This window comes from Vibrio alginolyticus NBRC 15630 = ATCC 17749 (genome assembly GCF_000354175.2).
Lineage (GTDB): Bacteria > Pseudomonadota > Gammaproteobacteria > Enterobacterales > Vibrionaceae > Vibrio > Vibrio alginolyticus.
Genome location: NC_022349.1, coordinates 2,141,605 through 2,158,897, shown reverse-complemented (window position 1 = coordinate 2,158,897; position 17,293 = coordinate 2,141,605). Strand labels below are relative to the sequence as shown.

The window sequence follows — 17,293 nt, the reverse complement described above, 5'->3', positions numbered from 1 at the left end:
GGCATTCAGTGCCGGTATTTTTTTGCCTAAAATTCATTTTTCCTATCTGAGACTCAAGGCTGTACAGCTCTAGTAGTATTTTGCCTACCATGATCTAATTACTACTCTAGCTGTACACTAGATATTAAAGTTTAATATAAACAAATACTTATGATTTCTGCTTTTATGTTCTAATTTTCTTGTACAGATAAACAAGCAATTAGATCATGGGTAACCTAAAGCATCGAGTGAACGCGTTTTTTAAGGTATGGCACGACGTCAGATTCAAACCAAGGGTTCTTCTTTAACCACAATGTATTGCGTGGAGATGGGTGAGGGAGAGGGATAAAGTCTGGTTCCCAATCTTGCCATTGCTGAACGGTTTGTGTGAGCGTCTTTGGTTTGTTGGTGAGATAGTACTGCTGCGAGTACTGACCAATTAGTAGAGTGAGCTCTATATTGGGCAGTTGCTCAAGAATCTTTTTATGCCAAGTGGGCGCACATTCTTTACGAGGCGGTAAATCACCAGAGTTCCCTTTGCCTGGATAACAGAATCCCATTGGGACAATGGCAATTTTATTTGGGTCGTAGAAAACGTCTTTGTCGATATCGAGCCATTGGCGTAATCGATCACCACTTGGGTCATTCCAAGGTATCGAGGTTTTGTGTACACGTGTGCCAGGGGCCTGACCGATGATTAGGATGCGTGCCCCTTTTGCTGCTTGCACGACAGGGTTTGCACCCAAAGGTAAGTTATCCGCGCAGATCTGGCAGGCCCTCACTTGCTGCAATAGCTCGTCTAACGACATTCTTAGTAACCCTTTTCGAAATCCACTTGATAATTTAATGAAAACCCATCGCGCCAGCGTAGATAGTTGTCAGCAAAAATCTCGATGACTTGCTCGGGAAAACTCAGCGCAGCAATGTGTGGAGTGATGGTGACTTGCGGTAGTTTCCAAAATGGATGCTCTACCGACAACGGTTCTTGCTCAAACACATCTAAGAAGGCGTGTTCTACCCAACGGTTTTTCAGAGCGAAGAGCAACCCTGCCTCATCCAGTACGTCGCCACGACCTACGTTAAACAATAACGCCTGATTTAGTTGGCTGAGCGTTTGACGATTAAGTAACTGTCGCGTCTCAGGTGTACTTGGTAGAGTATTCACAACGATGTCGGCTTGCTCAAATGCCTTACTTAGTTCATTGATATGAAAGGTCTGATGAAACTCGCCGCCTGGAGTAGGGATACCTGTGCGGTTAATACCGATAGTTTTTATCCCCATTGCTTTAGCGGCGTTGCCCAGATAGCCCCCAATGCTACCGGTACCAAGAATTACCATGGTTTTACTTTTTAATGACGTGTACAGGTGAGGCTGCCATTGTTTGTTTTGTTGCTGCTGGTGGTATCGGGCAAAGTGGCGGTAATGGGCAATACTGTAACCCAAAACATATTCAGCAATCAGTGGACCAAAGATGCCTCGAACGTTAGTTAGAGTATAGTCCTGACGAAGGCTAGGGGATGTTAAGGCGTTGACACCAGCAAACGTGGATTGTACCCATTCAAGCTGTGAAAACTCGTCTAAGCTTTGTGATAGTAAGGGTGGATCCGCTAGTACGATCTGAGCGGCTTCTGGTTGGTCGGTGAGACAAAGATCGGGCAGATTTTTCTCTGCCAGTAACGTTTTGTAGGTGTTGCGATGCTCTGAGAGCAGGAAAATCTGATTTGAATGCGGCATTAACTTTTTTCCCTGTGATGAATCAAGTACACTTTCGCTGTTTTTTTCTTCAATGATTGAGTGACTATGCTTAAGAATCCTCTTCAGGTTCGTTTAGAAAAACTAGAACCTTGGCAACAAATTACCTTTATGGCGTGTCTGTGTGAACGCATGTATCCAAACTATGCGATGTTTTGTGAGAATACAGAATTTGCTGACCCGCGTGCTTACCGAGCGATTCTTGATAGTGTATGGGAAATTTTGACAGTTAAGAACGCGAAAATTAACTTCGAACGTCAATTGGAGAAGTTAGAAGAGTTGTTCCCAAGTGCGGATGAGTTCGATTTTTACGGCGTTTACCCAGCGATGGACGCGTGTCAGGGTTTGTCTACGTTACTGCATGGTCTATTGGACCGCGACTACCTTTTCGATTCAATGCTTAAAGTGAGTCAACAGTCGGTACAAACCGTTGCTGATCTAGAGCAAGCACAAGGCGCAGAGCCAATCACTAACGACAACCAGAAAGAAAACGAAGCCGTATGTGAAGAGTGGGACGTCCAGTGGGCTATCTTCCGTCCGCTGCGTGAAGCGGTAGAACGTGACATCAGCTTGATTAAAGATTTGCGTGAAGAGCTACGTGAAGAAGGTGTGAGCAACATCGGTATTGCACTTTAATCGTTGAATAAATAGAAAAAGGCATCCTAACTGGATGCCTTTTTTGTTTGTGCGTTTAAGCTGTTATACCTAATGCTGATTACGATTCTTTCGAGTCGGATTTCGGTGGCTCTTGAGCTTCTGGCTCTTTATCCTGCTTCTCCGGCTCATTATCTTCTTCATCGTCATCGCGGCTTTCGATTACGCCGTGCATTTCTTTCCAGCTTTCCCAGCGTTGGTAAGCCAGCTCCTGCATGTCAGTGCTTTTATCTGCTTCGTCGATGATCTCCTCGCCTACGAGGTGTTCAAAAATATCTTCCAACGTTACCAAACCTAGCACGGTACCGTATTCATCAACAACAAGTGCCAGCTGTAAGCGATGAGTCATCATCTGGTCGAATACTTTAGGTAAAGTGGTATTGTTTAGCACCACTTGAATTGGGCGCATGATTGCTCCCAACTGTTTCTGTCCACAACCTGATTGTTGTAGTTTGAACAACTCAAGGCGATGCACAAAACCAATGATGTTATCTTTCTGTTCGCTGTAAACCAGTGGGCGTGAGAAAGGCGTATCTTTGTGTTTTTCTAGGAACTCATTGATGGTCATTGTGGCATCGACACGGAATACTACTGGTCGTGGCGTCATAACCTGCGTTACGGGTACATCTTGGATGCCAAGCAAGTTGCTTAAGATTTTTGATTCACCCTCGGCAAATTCACCGCTTTCACGTGCCAGAATCGCCATTGCAGACAGCTCATCACGCATCTTTGGAGCTTCGTGGTTACGAGCAAGACGCTTGGTGATTTGCTCTGAGAACCAAACAAAGGGTGTAAGCGCCCATACCATCCAACGCAATGCGACCGCGGCAGTGGGTGCCAACTGGCGCCAGTAGGTCGCGCCAATCGTCTTCGGTACGATTTCTGAAAGCACTAAGATCGCCAATGTCAGCACTGCCGAAAAGATACCTAATGCTTCGCTACCAAATACAACCGCAGCTTGTGCACCAGCAGTGGCCGCGCCGATCGTGTGAGCGATGGTGTTTAAAGTCAGAATAGATGCCAGTGGTCGGTCGATATCTGATTTCAGCTTAGCCAATTGCCCAGCTGCGGGATGCCCCTGTTGATTGAGCTGCGCAATGTAGCTCGGACTGATACTCAGCAGTACCGCCTCCAGCACCGAACAGATAAACGAAATGCCGATTGCAATAGAGATATAAATGGATAACAGCAGCATAGTTGCCCTTGAATGTAGTTTGATAGTGGTTATTTGCAGCTATTATAACCGCAAAAGTGACTTATAAATTGGTCCAAATACCTTGGAAAGCAAGGGTTTTCAGGGGGTATGTGGTAACAAATTGTGAGTTATTACTCATATTATGGCTAAAAGTACGTCAGAAAATCGAAAGATCGCTTACAAACCTTTGCCAGATGGGGCATTTATGTTTTAGAGTGAGACGAATTCGATAACCTATGAGAAGGGAAACCTAATGAACAAGACCCAATTAATCGACTTTATCGCAGAGAAAGCAGACCTATCAAAAGCACAAGCAAAAGCTGCTCTTGAAGCGACTCTTGATGGTGTAACTGGCGCACTTAAAGAGGGTGACCAAGTTCAACTAATTGGTTTTGGTACATTCAAAGTAAACCACCGCGCTGCACGTACTGGTCGTAACCCTAAGACTGGTGACGAGATTCAAATCGCAGCAGCTAACGTACCAGCATTCGTAGCAGGTAAAGCGCTGAAAGAATCAGTAAACTAAGTTAGAATGCACCGAGGTATCCTGCCTCGGTGCAATTTCATGAAAAAACATCTACTCACTTCACTTCTCCTATCTAGCCTTACCCTTTTTGGCTGTTCGTCGGTTGAAACTCCTAATTTAGAACAATTCACGCATTTTTCTGGTGGTAAAGTTGCGGGAGATGCTAGCAGCTTGTACTGGATGACAGAGAAACTCACTCGTGTGAGTACGGCGGCTGATTATGTGACTATGGGGGACAATGGTTGGTTCCAGAGTGATTATCGCTGGGATGAAGGTGAGTTGCGAGAGTTGATTCGAAAAGGCGAGCAAGTTGATACCAAACAAGAGTTGGTGCCTTTTCAAATCCACATCCGTTTCAATAAAGATGGCGAAGCGGTTTACCAAAAATATCGTGTTAACCGTAAAGTCTTACCACTTCAGCATGACCAATTAGAGCGCTACAAAGCAGAAGCGAATGACGTAGTGGCATCGGTTAAGGCGCAGTCTCGTAACAATCAGAGCCTTATTCAAGGTTATTGGAATGGTCAATCGTTTGAAACCTGCAAAGGTAAGGTGTTCTCGACGCTCGAGTTTAATCAGACGTTGCCAAAATTTATTATCGAGCGTCTCTCATCGGTAGACAGTTATGTGGCTTTTGTCGGCAAGCAGTCACGAAACAAAGCAATGGTCGATGAACTGTTGATGCTCAATGACGATGACTTTGATTGTGTTTCTCGGCCAACGTTGATCTCTGAATAAACATTGCTTCGAATTCTGTCGAACAAGAACAATAAAAAAGGCGCTGAGTGCGCCTTTTGTTTTTTAGCCAACTCATGTTGTTTTTATTTTTCTTGCTCACGTGCAATTGCACGGTAGCCGATGTCGTTGCGATGGAACATGCCATCCCAACGGATCTGTTTTGCAAGCTCGTAAGCACGCTGCTGCGCTTCTGATACACTGTTGCCAAGTGCGGTTGCACAAAGAACACGACCACCGTTTGTCACGATGTCGCCATCTTTGTTATCTGTACCAGCATGGAAGACTTTCTCGCCTTCAATTTCAACTTGTGGCAGACCCGAAATAACGTCGCCTTTGTTGTACGCTGCTGGATAACCACCGGCTGCTAGCACGATACCAATCGATGCTCGTGGATCCCACTTCGATTCCGCTTGATCCAGTTTCTCGTCGATTGCCGCTAGGCACAGATCAACAAGATCCGATTCCATGCGCATCATGATAGGTTGTGTCTCAGGATCACCGAAGCGGCAGTTGTACTCGATTACTTTCGGAGTGCCGTCTTTGTCGATCATCAGACCCGCGTATAGGAAACCAGTGTAAGGGTTACCTTCAGAGGCCATGCCACGTACTGTTGGGTAAATCACTTCTTCCATGATGCGGTTGTGGATTTCCTGTGTTACCACTGGAGCTGGAGAGTATGCTCCCATGCCACCGGTGTTAGGACCAGTATCTTTGTCGCCTACGCGTTTGTGGTCTTGGCTGGTGGCCATTGGCAGAACGTTCTCACCATCCACCATCACGATGAAGCTTGCTTCTTCACCATCTAGGAACTCTTCGATAACGACACGACTACCAGCATCACCAAATGCGTTGCCTGCTAGCATGTCTTTGATTGCGTCCTCAGCTTCTTCTAGCGTCATTGCCACAATCACGCCTTTACCAGCTGCAAGGCCGTCGGCTTTCACCACGATCGGTGCACCTTGCTCACGCACGTAAGCCAGTGCAGGCTCGATTTCAGTGAAATTCGCGTAGGCACCCGTTGGAATTTGGTGACGAGCAAGGAAGTCTTTGGTAAACGCTTTAGAGCCTTCAAGTTGCGCTGCGGCTTGGGTAGGACCAAAGATTGGTAAGCCCGCTTCGCGGAACGCATCAACCACACCAATAACCAATGGTGCTTCTGGGCCAACGATAGTCAGTTCAATCGCCTTCTCTTTGGCGAAAGCAACAAGGCCAGTGATGTCTTCTACATCGATGTTTACGTTCTCTAGTTTTGGCTCTAGTGCTGTACCTGCGTTGCCTGGAGCAATGAAAATAGTCTCAACATTTGGGTTTTGCGCTGCTTTCCAGCCTAGCGCATGTTCACGACCGCCTGAACCAATGATTAAAACTCGCATATGAAAATCCTTAATCTTATAAATACCGTTTGCTCAAACTCAGATATTTCGCAAAGACCTGAGTATGGCCTCTCTAATTCAGTGGGACGAGGACAAGGCGACAAGTGAACTTATTCCTATGAGCATAGTATGCTATGTGATTAGGATAAGTGAACACCGTCAACGCAGTTATCGTCCCAGTGAAGACGAGAGGATTAGTGGCGGAAGTGACGCATACCGGTAAAGATCATCGCCATGCCGTGTTCGTCTGCTGCTGCAATAACTTCGTCATCACGCATAGAACCACCTGGTTGGATAACACACTTGATGCCCGCTTCTGCAGCCGCGTCGATGCCGTCACGGAATGGGAAGAATGCATCTGATGCCATTACACAACCTTCAACCTGTAGACCTTCGTCTGCAGCTTTGATGCCTGCGATTTTCGCAGAGTAAACGCGGCTCATTTGGCCAGCACCTACACCGATAGTCATGTCGCTTTTCGAGTAAACGATCGCGTTAGATTTCACGTATTTCGCTACTTTCCAGCAGAACAGTGCATCTTTTAGCTCTTCTTCTGTTGGCTGGCGCTTAGAAACCACTTTTAGGTCGTCTAGGCTTACCATGCCTTGGTCGCGGTCTTGAACCAGTAGACCGCCATTCACGCGTTTCACGTCAAAGCCAGTTGTCTTCGTTGTCCATTCGCCACACTCAAGTAGACGTACGTTCTTCTTCGCGGCAACCACTTCAATCGCTTCAGCAGAAACAGAAGGTGCGATGATCACTTCAACGAATTGACGCTCAACAATAGCGGTTGCTGTTTCAGCATCCAGTTCTTGGTTGAATGCAATGATGCCGCCGAATGCAGATGTTGGGTCAGTTTGGTAAGCACGGTTGTACGCTTCTAGGATGTCTTTACCTAGAGCAACACCGCATGGGTTTGCGTGTTTTACGATTACACATGCTGGCTCGTTGAACTCTTTCACACACTCAAGTGCGGCGTCCGTGTCTGCGATGTTGTTGTAAGAAAGGGCTTTACCTTGGATTTGGCGAGCAGTAGAAACGGATGCTTCTTGTGGGTTTGCTTCAACGTAGAATGCGGCTGCTTGGTGGCTGTTCTCACCGTAGCGCATGTCTTGCTTCTTCTCGAACTGTTGGTTGAACGTACGAGGGAATTTGCTCTCTTCATCACCTTCTTTGTTCTCACCGTAAGATGGAACCATAGTGCCGAAGTAGTTTGCGATCATGCCATCGTAAGCGGCAGTGTGTTCAAAAGCAGCGATGGCAAGGTCGAAGCGAGTTTCGAGAGTGAGAGATTTGTCGTTTTCGTCCATCTCTGCAATTACGCGGCCGTAATCACCTGCGTTAACAACGATAGTCACGTCTTTGTGGTTTTTCGCTGCAGAACGAACCATTGTTGGGCCGCCGATATCGATGTTTTCAACCGCGTCGGCTAGTGTACAGCCTTCTTTGGCAACGGTTTCTGCGAATGGGTATAGGTTTACGACAACCATATCGATAGGGTTGATGCCGTGCTTTTCCATCACGACATCATCTTGGCCACGACGACCAAGCACACCACCGTGAACTTTTGGGTGAAGCGTTTTAACGCGGCCGTCCATCATTTCTGGGAAACCAGTGTAGTCAGAGACTTCGGTTACGGCGATGCCTTGTTCGGCAAGTAGGCGAGCTGTACCACCAGTAGATAGGATATCGACACCGCGCTCAGCAAGAGCTTGCGCAAACTCAACAATACCTGTTTTGTCTGATACGCTGATAAGCGCACGGCGAATAGGACGAGCGTTATTCATGCTTCCATTTTCCTCAAATTCACGGAGTTAAAGATGTTTGCCAAAAATGAACTTGTTTTTACCTCTTGGGGTAAAATATTGGCCAGTTTTGGTAAAGACCTTTGCAGGGTGTTTTCTGGTTAGAAAACAGTCTCCACATTTGATGGCGCGTATTCTAACCAATTTATTACAAAAAAGCTCGCGCAATCGTTTGGCATCTCAAAAATAATTGCAAAAAAGTCGTTCTTTAGCTTTAAAAGTAACGAGATAGTTAATAGGGAAAGTTATGTTTCAGATAGGTGAACTGGCAAAACGTTGTGGTGTGACTGCCGATACATTGCGTTTCTACGAGAAAAACGCGCTAATAAAACCCGCAGGGCGAAGTGAGTCAGGCTACCGCTTGTATGATGAAGAGAATCAAAAGCAGGTGCACTTTATCCTCAAAGGTAAAGATCTTGGCTTGAGTCTGGATGAAATTAAAGACTTGTTAGAAATTAAGTTAGAAGCGACAGAACACAGCTGTGCAGAGGTAAAAGCCATTACTTCTGCTAAGTTAGAGCTGATTGATGGAAAAATTAACGAGCTGACGAAAATTCGCCGAGCGTTAAAGAAGATTAATGATGCTTGTTGTGGTCATACAGACGATGACGCCACACATTGCTCTATCCTTGCAGCACTTGAGTAGTCTCATTCTTGAATCACTTAACTTAAGTTTGCATTTTTGGCGACTTGCTTTTCTAGGTACACGCTGCTTTCCCACCTATAATCTTGCCTTTAGTTACTTGTAGGAATCAACCATGGTCTGATTCCTACCGTAACGCTGTCTGTAGATACGAGAGTTTTCATACATGGTTGGAGTCTATTTTCAAATCAATGACTGGGTTTTGAGCGTTGATGAAAATAAGCTGTATCGACAAGATAGGGAAGTTACTGTTGAGCCACGCTTAATTAATCTTTTGCACTTCTTAGCGGAGCATGCGAATGAGGTGTTCAACCGCGAGGAATTGATTCAGTACGTTTGGGCTGGAGCGATTGTGACCGATCAAGTGGTGACTCAATCCATCTTTGAGTTGCGTAAGCTACTACGTGACGGTCGAGAGGAAAATACCAACTACGTTATCACGGTGCCCAAGCGTGGCTATAAGCTGGTAGCTAACGTGGTTGCTATGACGCATGAAGAGTTTGTCACAAGTCGGCAAAATGAAGAGATCCCACCTTCGGTTGAAGAATCGGAAGAGGATTGTCTACCTATAGCACCAGCCGTTACCTTTCCTGCCGGTCCTCTAACTCGCGCGGTCTGCGAGATGTCAAAAGAGAAAAAAGCCCCTCAGAGCAAAAACAAAATCAGTCCTTGGCGATTGGGAATTATGAACTTCATCTGGATCAGTATGTTGGTCGTAGTGATGGGCGTGTTTACCTACAAGCAATCGGAAGTGCGTATTACCCAAGCCATCGATACCCATCTGATTGAGTTCAAGTTTCAAGATAATTTTACGAGTGAAGGATTAAGCTACGATTTGGCAGACGGATTCGCCCAAAAGTTGATGTCCGACATTGCTCAAGTCAGTGATTACCGAGTCATGCTAAAGAAGGCGTCGTTTACTTCTGGCATTGTGCCTGGTAAATCGGTTGTGGTGAGAGTTCGTGAGAATGACGGTGGCAGCTTTTTAGAGGTGGAATATCGCAATAACTCATCTGAGAAAGTGTTGTTTAGTCGTCAATACGCGTTAACCAGTAGTCATTTAAAGCCAGTGCTTCAACAAGCGTCGTTGGATTTGATGCAAGTGCTGAAAGTGTCGGATGCCAAATTGAAATCTACGATGCTGGTGGCGGGAATGCCAATGAATCCCGACGCGTTGGAGTTGTTTGTTCAGGCTAACCATTACCTTAATGTCTCTGATACTAAACAATTCCGCCAAGGTATCGACTTGATGGAAAACATTTTAGAAATCGAGCCGGATAATGCTTACGTTCAAGCTGAGTTGTTGATTGCTTACCATGTACAAAAGGCACTTGATTTCTCACAGGAGTTGAAGAAAGGGCGAATGCAGCAGCTCAGTGAAGCACTAGAGACTAATGTGAAAATGATGGTGGGGCCAATTCAACCGCGAATTTATGAAGCTTTAGCACTGCACGAAACCATCATTGGTGACATGGCGTTAGCCAAGCGGCATCTCGGACAGGCATTGAGGTTACGTGATTCAGTGCTTTCCTATGTGATTCGCGGTAAGCACGCCGAATTGGATGGTGATCTGGATTTAGCCAGTGAGTCTTACAGTGAAGCTTTCTATATTGATACGTCGGTTGAGACGTACCTGCTGTGCGAAAACTTGGTCTTCCCAAGTAACATGAAGGCGATTGATTACGCCATGTATCGCGCCGTTCACCCTTCTGTCGTTCGAATGCTTTAATTCTCTCGGACTCAACGTCAGTCTAATGCTAGCCCCTCATTTCGGTGAGGGGCTTTTTTGTCGCTGTCGAAAAGTGAAAAGGGTGAGGCGGTGGGGCAATGACTTACGAAGGAGCTAACAACGCAAGCTTGCAACGGGAATACATACCCGCTTTGCTTCTCTATCTCTATCTCTATCTCTATCTCTATCTCTATCTCTATCTCTATCTCTATCTCTATTGATTGTATGAAGTGTCTGGATGAGTTATGTGGCGAGAATGATTTTGGTGCCTTCTTGCATGCGAGATGAATATTGACTTGGGTCAAGAAGCGCGATCAGGGAGAGATTTATGGAATCAACACTTCAGGGAATTAACCCTTCGGGATGGGGAAGTTGATAGAGGTTGATAACTTTTATCGCGATGACCAACGAGTTGATGAGAGTTTATCTATCGGTAGAAGGTTTGATGTTTTTCTTGTAACTATATGAATAATATAGTTTTATGTTTTTGTGTTTATCATGTTTATCTCAACTTGATGTTGATGAACTAATCATTTTATTGATAACACCAAGTTTATTTTTTTCCCGATTTTTGGGCGTAGTCTTCACTTCGAAATTTAGCGAGGTCGAGAAGGTTCCTCCTCATAGCATCTCGCTAATAACCATTCAGTTTGAGTCATGTTGACTCGAGTAGAATAGATTTGGAGATGTTATGTCATCGAATGCGAAAAAAATCGGCCTTATTGCCTGTACGGGTGTCGTAGCCGGTAACATGATGGGTAGTGGTATTGCACTATTACCTTCTAGTCTTGCCTCTGTAGGCTCTGTTTCAATCTTCAGTTGGCTGATCTGTTTGGTCGGTGCACTGAGTCTGGCGTTCGTTTACGCTCGTCTGGCAACCAAAAACCCACAAGAAGGTGGTCCTATCGCTTATGCTGGCGAAGTGTCTCCGGTATTTGGTTTCCAAACGGGCGTTCTTTATTACCACGCGAACTGGATTGGTAACCTGGCTATTGCCATTACAGGTGTTTCTTACCTTTCAGTATTCTTCCCTGTGCTTAATAACCCAATTCCAGCAGGTATTGCGACGATTGCATCGGTATGGATCTTCACTTTCGTCAACCTACTTGGTGGTAGCTGGGTAAGCCGTCTATGTACGCTTGGTTTAGTTCTTATCCTTATCCCAGTTGTTGGTACAGCTGCATTTGGTTGGACGCACTTCGATACTGCGCTTTACAGCCAAAACTGGAACGTATCAGCAGGCACTGACAGCCACGCGGTAGTAACAGCGGTTCTTATCTGTCTATGGTCATTCGTAGGTGTGGAATCAGCAGCGGTATCGACGGGTATGGTAGAAAACCCTAAACGTACTGTACCACTAGCAACTATGTTAGGTACTGGTATCGCAGGTGTGATTTACATCCTATCAACTCAAATGATCAGCGGCATGTTCCCAGCGTCAGAAGTTGCGGCATCAGGTGCGCCATTTGCATTGGCAACCACTGAGCTATTCGGTAGCTGGACTGCACCATTCGTATCAGCATTCACAGCACTAGCATGTTTCACTTCGCTAGGTTCTTGGATGATGCTGGTGGGCGAGGCTGGTAAACGTGCAGCAAGCGATGGCAACTTCCCTAAAATCTACGGCGAAACTGACAAAAACGGTGTGCCTAAGAAAGGTCTAATCCTTGCGTCAATCAAGATGACTGCACTGATGGTTGTACTGATGTTCTTCAGCTCTAAAACAGCACACGCATCAGACCTGTTCAACCAGCTAACGACTGACGCAGTTCTACTAACAATGCTGCCTTACTTCTACTCAAGCATTAACTTGATTCGCTTCGAAGGTATGACAACACGCAACGGCTTCGTAATGCTGTTCTCTGGTGTGGCTTGTCTGTTCTGCTTCATCGCACTAGCAGGTGCAGAGGGCGGTACGCTAACAGCAACCTTCATCGTGTCTCTAGTTATCTTGATGTTCTACAGCAAAAAAGCAGGTCTTGCTCAGTACGTGAAAATGCACGCTGACGACATGCCTGCCCAAGCAAGCAACTAATCCCCAAAACGCTGGCACTAAGGTGCCAGCCTATAAAACCCAAATTCACGCGGCGCTCACCTTACTCATTGCCTGTAAATGGCAAAGAGCGCCCTCATTCGCCTTGGAGATGTCCAAATGAATATATTCGCTATCTTGAACCACATGGGTGTGTTCTTTAAAGAAGAGCCAGTTCGTCAACTTCACGCTGCTCTTGAGAAAGCGGGCTACGAAGTGGTTTACCCAGTAGATGATAAAGACTTGATCAAAATGATTGAGATGAACCCACGCATTTGCGGTGTGCTGTTCGACTGGGATAAATACTCACTAGAGCTATGTGAACGTATTAGCCAAATCAACGAAAAACTGCCTGTTCACGCATTTGCTAACGAACAGTCTACTCTCGATATTTCACTAACAGACCTACGTCTAAACGTGAGCTTCTTCGAGTATGCTTTAGGTATGGCTGACGACATCGCTATCAAAATCAACCAAGCGACAGAGGCATACAAAGATGCCATCATGCCTCCATTCACTAAAGCGCTATTCAAATACGTAGAAGAAGGTAAATACACCTTCTGTACTCCAGGTCACATGGGTGGTACTGCATTCCAGAAAAGCCCTGCTGGTAGCATCTTCTACGATTTTTATGGTCCAAATACATTTAAAGCGGACGTATCAATCTCAATGCCTGAGTTAGGTTCTCTACTAGATCACTCAGGTCCACATAAAGATGCAGAAGAATACATCGCACGTACATTCAATGCGGACAGCTCTTACATCGTAACGAACGGTACGTCTACATCGAACAAAATTGTTGGCATGTACTCAGCGCCTGCGGGCAGCACAGTGCTGATTGACCGTAACTGTCACAAATCTCTGACTCACCTAATGATGATGAGCGACGTGACACCAATCTACTTCCGCCCAACTCGTAACGCATACGGCATCCTTGGTGGTATTCCACAAAGCGAATTCAGCCGCGATGTAATCGCAGAGAAAGTGGCGAAAACACCAGGTGCAACAGCGCCAAGTTACGCAGTAGTGACTAACTCAACTTACGATGGTCTGTTGTACAACACACAATTCATCAAAGAGTCGCTAGACTGTAAACACATCCACTTCGACAGTGCTTGGGTGCCTTACACTAACTTCAACCCAATTTACGAAGGTAAATGTGGTATGAGTGGTGAAGCGATGCCAGGCAAAGTGTTCTACGAGACACAATCAACACACAAACTGTTGGCAGCGTTCTCACAAGCTTCAATGATTCACGTGAAAGGTGACTTTGATAAAGAGTCTTTCAACGAAGCATTCATGATGCACACTTCAACTTCACCTCAGTACGGCATTGTTGCTTCTACTGAAACTGCAGCGGCAATGATGCGCGGCAACACTGGTAAGAAGTTAATGCAAGACTCTATCGATCGCGCAATCCGCTTCCGTAAAGAGATCAAACGCCTAGAAGCAGAAAGTGACAGCTGGTTCTTCGATGTATGGCAACCAGAAAACATCGATACCACAGAATGTTGGAAACTAGACCCTAGCGATACATGGCACGGCTTCAAGAACATGGATGACAACCACATGTATCTTGACCCAATCAAAGTAACGCTACTGACTCCGGGGATGAATAAAGAAGGCGAACTAGAAGAATCAGGTATTCCTGCTTCGCTGGTGGCTAAATTCCTAGACGAGCGCGGCATCGTGGTTGAGAAAACAGGCCCATACAACTTGTTGTTCCTATTCTCAATCGGTATCGACAAATCAAAAGCAATGCAATTACTACGCGGTCTGACTGAATTTAAACGTGGCTACGACTTGAACCTAACCATCAAGAGCTTCCTTCCTTCGCTATATAACGAAGATCCAAGCTTCTATGAAGGCATGCGCGTTCAAGAATTGGCACAAGCAATTCATGACCTAACTAAGAAATACAACCTACCAGAACTAATGTACAAAGCGTTCGATGTACTTCCAGAAATGAAAGTAACACCACACGCAGCATGGCAAGAAGAGCTTCGCGGTAACGTAGAAGAAATCAAACTGGAAGAAATGGTTGGCCGCGTAAGTGCGAACATGATCCTTCCTTACCCTCCAGGTGTGCCACTAGTACTTCCTGGTGAAATGGTGACTCAAGAGTCTCGCCCAGTGCTGGACTTCCTAGAGATGCTTTGTGAGATCGGTGCGCATTACCCAGGTTTCGAAACCGACATCCACGGCCTGTACCAACAAAAAGATGGTAGCTACACCGTAAAAGTATTGAAGAACTAAGTTCCTCTCGAAGATGACGCCATTGGGAATGCAAGCATGCTCCACTCTTACGAGCTCAATGTGTCATCGAACAACCACGACATTTAGATATACCCCTAGCTAATCTGTCGTAAAAGAGAAGGGCAAGGATGCTCTGATCTTTTCTTCTATATAGAAGAAGTAATTTCCAAGACTTCACCTGAAGTACCCCAAGTAAAAAGCAAAGACCAAAGAGCAGTTCGTTATCGTTCTGCTCTTTTTTTCGTCTTTATATAGATAGAAAAAGAAAAAAGAATCAAGAGAGATAAGATCAGCAATCAAAATCACAAAGAAATCGGCGATCTTTTAATGCAGAAGTCAGGTGTTTCATCATGAAAAGATCCTCTGAAACCCGAAATATTAGACAAGATCGTTGAGTATTTATGCAGAATGCTCGTTATTTGTGCGGTTGAAAGTTTTTTTGCAAAAAACGCTTGTGCTAATTTCTCAACCCCCTATACTGCGCATCCACCGACACGGAGTGAGACGAAAGTCACACAGCGAGTCGGGAAGAGAGAAAAAAGAATTTGAAAAAAATGCTTGACTCTCTCACGGTGTGAAGTAAGATACGCACCCCTAACAACGAGTAACTAAGTTGCTGAAAATGTTAGAAAAGCTCTTTAAAAATAAGAACCTATCAATCTGTGTGGGCACTCGTTGATGATAATCCAATTAGAAGCTTCGGCTTCAAATTAGGTTTCAATGATACGAAGTGACCATTGAATCGAAAGATTCAGCACAGTCAATTCAAACATTACTTATGTAATGTTCAGTATTCATTGAGCCGAACAAAATCTTAAATTGAAGAGTTTGATCATGGCTCAGATTGAACGCTGGCGGCAGGCCTAACACATGCAAGTCGAGCGGAAACGAGTTATCTGAACCTTCGGGGAACGATAACGGCGTCGAGCGGCGGACGGGTGAGTAATGCCTAGGAAATTGCCCTGATGTGGGGGATAACCATTGGAAACGATGGCTAATACCGCATGATGCCTACGGGCCAAAGAGGGGGACCTTCGGGCCTCTCGCGTCAGGATATGCCTAGGTGGGATTAGCTAGTTGGTGAGGTAAGGGCTCACCAAGGCGACGATCCCTAGCTGGTCTGAGAGGATGATCAGCCACACTGGAACTGAGACACGGTCCAGACTCCTACGGGAGGCAGCAGTGGGGAATATTGCACAATGGGCGCAAGCCTGATGCAGCCATGCCGCGTGTGTGAAGAAGGCCTTCGGGTTGTAAAGCACTTTCAGTCGTGAGGAAGGTAGTGTAGTTAATAGCTGCATTATTTGACGTTAGCGACAGAAGAAGCACCGGCTAACTCCGTGCCAGCAGCCGCGGTAATACGGAGGGTGCGAGCGTTAATCGGAATTACTGGGCGTAAAGCGCATGCAGGTGGTTTGTTAAGTCAGATGTGAAAGCCCGGGGCTCAACCTCGGAATAGCATTTGAAACTGGCAGACTAGAGTACTGTAGAGGGGGGTAGAATTTCAGGTGTAGCGGTGAAATGCGTAGAGATCTGAAGGAATACCGGTGGCGAAGGCGGCCCCCTGGACAGATACTGACACTCAGATGCGAAAGCGTGGGGAGCAAACAGGATTAGATACCCTGGTAGTCCACGCCGTAAACGATGTCTACTTGGAGGTTGTGGCCTTGAGCCGTGGCTTTCGGAGCTAACGCGTTAAGTAGACCGCCTGGGGAGTACGGTCGCAAGATTAAAACTCAAATGAATTGACGGGGGCCCGCACAAGCGGTGGAGCATGTGGTTTAATTCGATGCAACGCGAAGAACCTTACCTACTCTTGACATCCAGAGAACTTTCCAGAGATGGATTGGTGCCTTCGGGAACTCTGAGACAGGTGCTGCATGGCTGTCGTCAGCTCGTGTTGTGAAATGTTGGGTTAAGTCCCGCAACGAGCGCAACCCTTATCCTTGTTTGCCAGCGAGTAATGTCGGGAACTCCAGGGAGACTGCCGGTGATAAACCGGAGGAAGGTGGGGACGACGTCAAGTCATCATGGCCCTTACGAGTAGGGCTACACACGTGCTACAATGGCGCATACAGAGGGCGGCCAACTTGCGAAAGTGAGCGAATCCCAAAAAGTGCGTCGTAGTCCGGATTGGAGTCTGCAACTCGACTCCATGAAGTCGGAATCGCTAGTAATCGTGGATCAGAATGCCACGGTGAATACGTTCCCGGGCCTTGTACACACCGCCCGTCACACCATGGGAGTGGGCTGCAAAAGAAGTAGGTAGTTTAACCTTCGGGGGGACGCTTACCACTTTGTGGTTCATGACTGGGGTGAAGTCGTAACAAGGTAGCGCTAGGGGAACCTGGCGCTGGATCACCTCCTTAAACGATGATTATACACGATGAGTGTCCACACAGATTGATAGTTCACAAGCGCAAGCTTGTAGCTAACATAGCTCTTTAACAATTTGGAAAGCTGACAAAACAATCTTTAAGATTGTTTGTAAAGTTCTCAATGTTTGTCTTTATGACAAACACCAAAAAACACATTCAAGTGTTCTTGGGAATATCACTTTTAAGTGATTATTCGAAATTGAGTCCGGCAAAATCGAAATGTCTCTCGCTC

The 17,293-nt window shown here is 46.0% G+C and carries 12 protein-coding genes and 1 rRNA gene; 8 read left to right on the top strand and 5 right to left on the bottom strand.

Going from position 1 to position 17,293, the window contains the following annotated elements:
- Positions 1-215 precede the first annotated feature (215 nt).
- Positions 216-788, bottom strand: coding sequence for a uracil-DNA glycosylase family protein (locus N646_RS09880; protein ID WP_005382518.1), 573 nt, complete (start codon positions 786-788; stop codon positions 216-218).
- A gap of 2 nt (positions 789-790) precedes the next feature.
- Positions 791-1,714 (bottom strand): D-2-hydroxyacid dehydrogenase, encoded by a 924-nt coding sequence (locus N646_RS09875; protein ID WP_017821796.1) that lies wholly within the window; start codon positions 1,712-1,714, stop codon positions 791-793.
- Between the two features lie 66 nt (positions 1,715-1,780).
- On the opposite strand from N646_RS09875, the gene N646_RS09870 reads away from it, so the two are divergent.
- On the top strand, positions 1,781-2,368 hold the full coding sequence (locus N646_RS09870; RefSeq protein ID WP_005382520.1) for a YjaG family protein: 588 nt from the start codon (positions 1,781-1,783) through the stop codon (positions 2,366-2,368).
- A 79-nt stretch (positions 2,369-2,447) separates the two neighbouring features.
- Here the strand turns inward: N646_RS09870 and N646_RS09865 are convergent, their stop codons facing one another.
- Positions 2,448-3,581 (bottom strand): hemolysin family protein, encoded by a 1,134-nt coding sequence (locus tag N646_RS09865; RefSeq protein WP_017821795.1) that lies wholly within the window; start codon positions 3,579-3,581, stop codon positions 2,448-2,450.
- Between the two features lie 253 nt (positions 3,582-3,834).
- Between N646_RS09865 and hupA the strand changes: the two genes are divergently transcribed.
- Positions 3,835-4,107, top strand: coding sequence for a nucleoid-associated protein HU-alpha (gene hupA / locus N646_RS09860; protein ID WP_005382524.1), 273 nt, complete (start codon positions 3,835-3,837; stop codon positions 4,105-4,107).
- Positions 4,108-4,146: 39 nt separating this feature from the next.
- Positions 4,147-4,845, top strand: coding sequence for a DUF1481 domain-containing protein (locus N646_RS09855; protein ID WP_017635549.1), 699 nt, complete (start codon positions 4,147-4,149; stop codon positions 4,843-4,845).
- Positions 4,846-4,928: 83 nt separating this feature from the next.
- Here N646_RS09855 and purD read toward each other — a convergent pair whose 3' ends face one another.
- Positions 4,929-6,218, bottom strand: coding sequence for a phosphoribosylamine--glycine ligase (purD, locus tag N646_RS09850; protein WP_017635550.1), 1,290 nt, complete (start codon positions 6,216-6,218; stop codon positions 4,929-4,931).
- Between the two features lie 194 nt (positions 6,219-6,412).
- The gene (purH, locus tag N646_RS09845) at positions 6,413-8,005 is read right to left on the bottom strand and encodes a bifunctional phosphoribosylaminoimidazolecarboxamide formyltransferase/IMP cyclohydrolase (protein ID WP_017821794.1); all 1,593 of its coding nucleotides are present in this window, start codon (positions 8,003-8,005) and stop codon (positions 6,413-6,415) included.
- A 265-nt stretch (positions 8,006-8,270) separates the two neighbouring features.
- On the opposite strand from purH, the gene zntR reads away from it, so the two are divergent.
- The 5 genes from zntR to N646_RS09820 all read left to right on the top strand — a co-directional run bounded on the left by zntR (position 8,271) and on the right by N646_RS09820 (position 17,052).
- Positions 8,271-8,669, top strand: coding sequence for a Zn(2+)-responsive transcriptional regulator (gene zntR, locus N646_RS09840; protein ID WP_005382529.1), 399 nt, complete (start codon positions 8,271-8,273; stop codon positions 8,667-8,669).
- Between the two features lie 163 nt (positions 8,670-8,832).
- Positions 8,833-10,395 (top strand): lysine decarboxylation/transport transcriptional activator CadC, encoded by a 1,563-nt coding sequence (gene cadC / locus N646_RS09835; RefSeq protein WP_017821793.1) that lies wholly within the window; start codon positions 8,833-8,835, stop codon positions 10,393-10,395.
- A 691-nt stretch (positions 10,396-11,086) separates the two neighbouring features.
- Positions 11,087-12,430: a cadaverine/lysine antiporter gene (cadB, locus tag N646_RS09830; protein WP_017821792.1), complete on the top strand. Its 1,344-nt coding sequence runs from the start codon at positions 11,087-11,089 to the stop codon at positions 12,428-12,430.
- A gap of 117 nt (positions 12,431-12,547) precedes the next feature.
- On the top strand, positions 12,548-14,683 hold the full coding sequence (locus tag N646_RS09825) for a lysine decarboxylase CadA (RefSeq protein WP_005481757.1): 2,136 nt from the start codon (positions 12,548-12,550) through the stop codon (positions 14,681-14,683).
- An 816-nt stretch (positions 14,684-15,499) separates the two neighbouring features.
- Positions 15,500-17,052, top strand: a 16S ribosomal RNA gene (locus N646_RS09820).
- Positions 17,053-17,293: the final 241 nt, after the last annotated feature.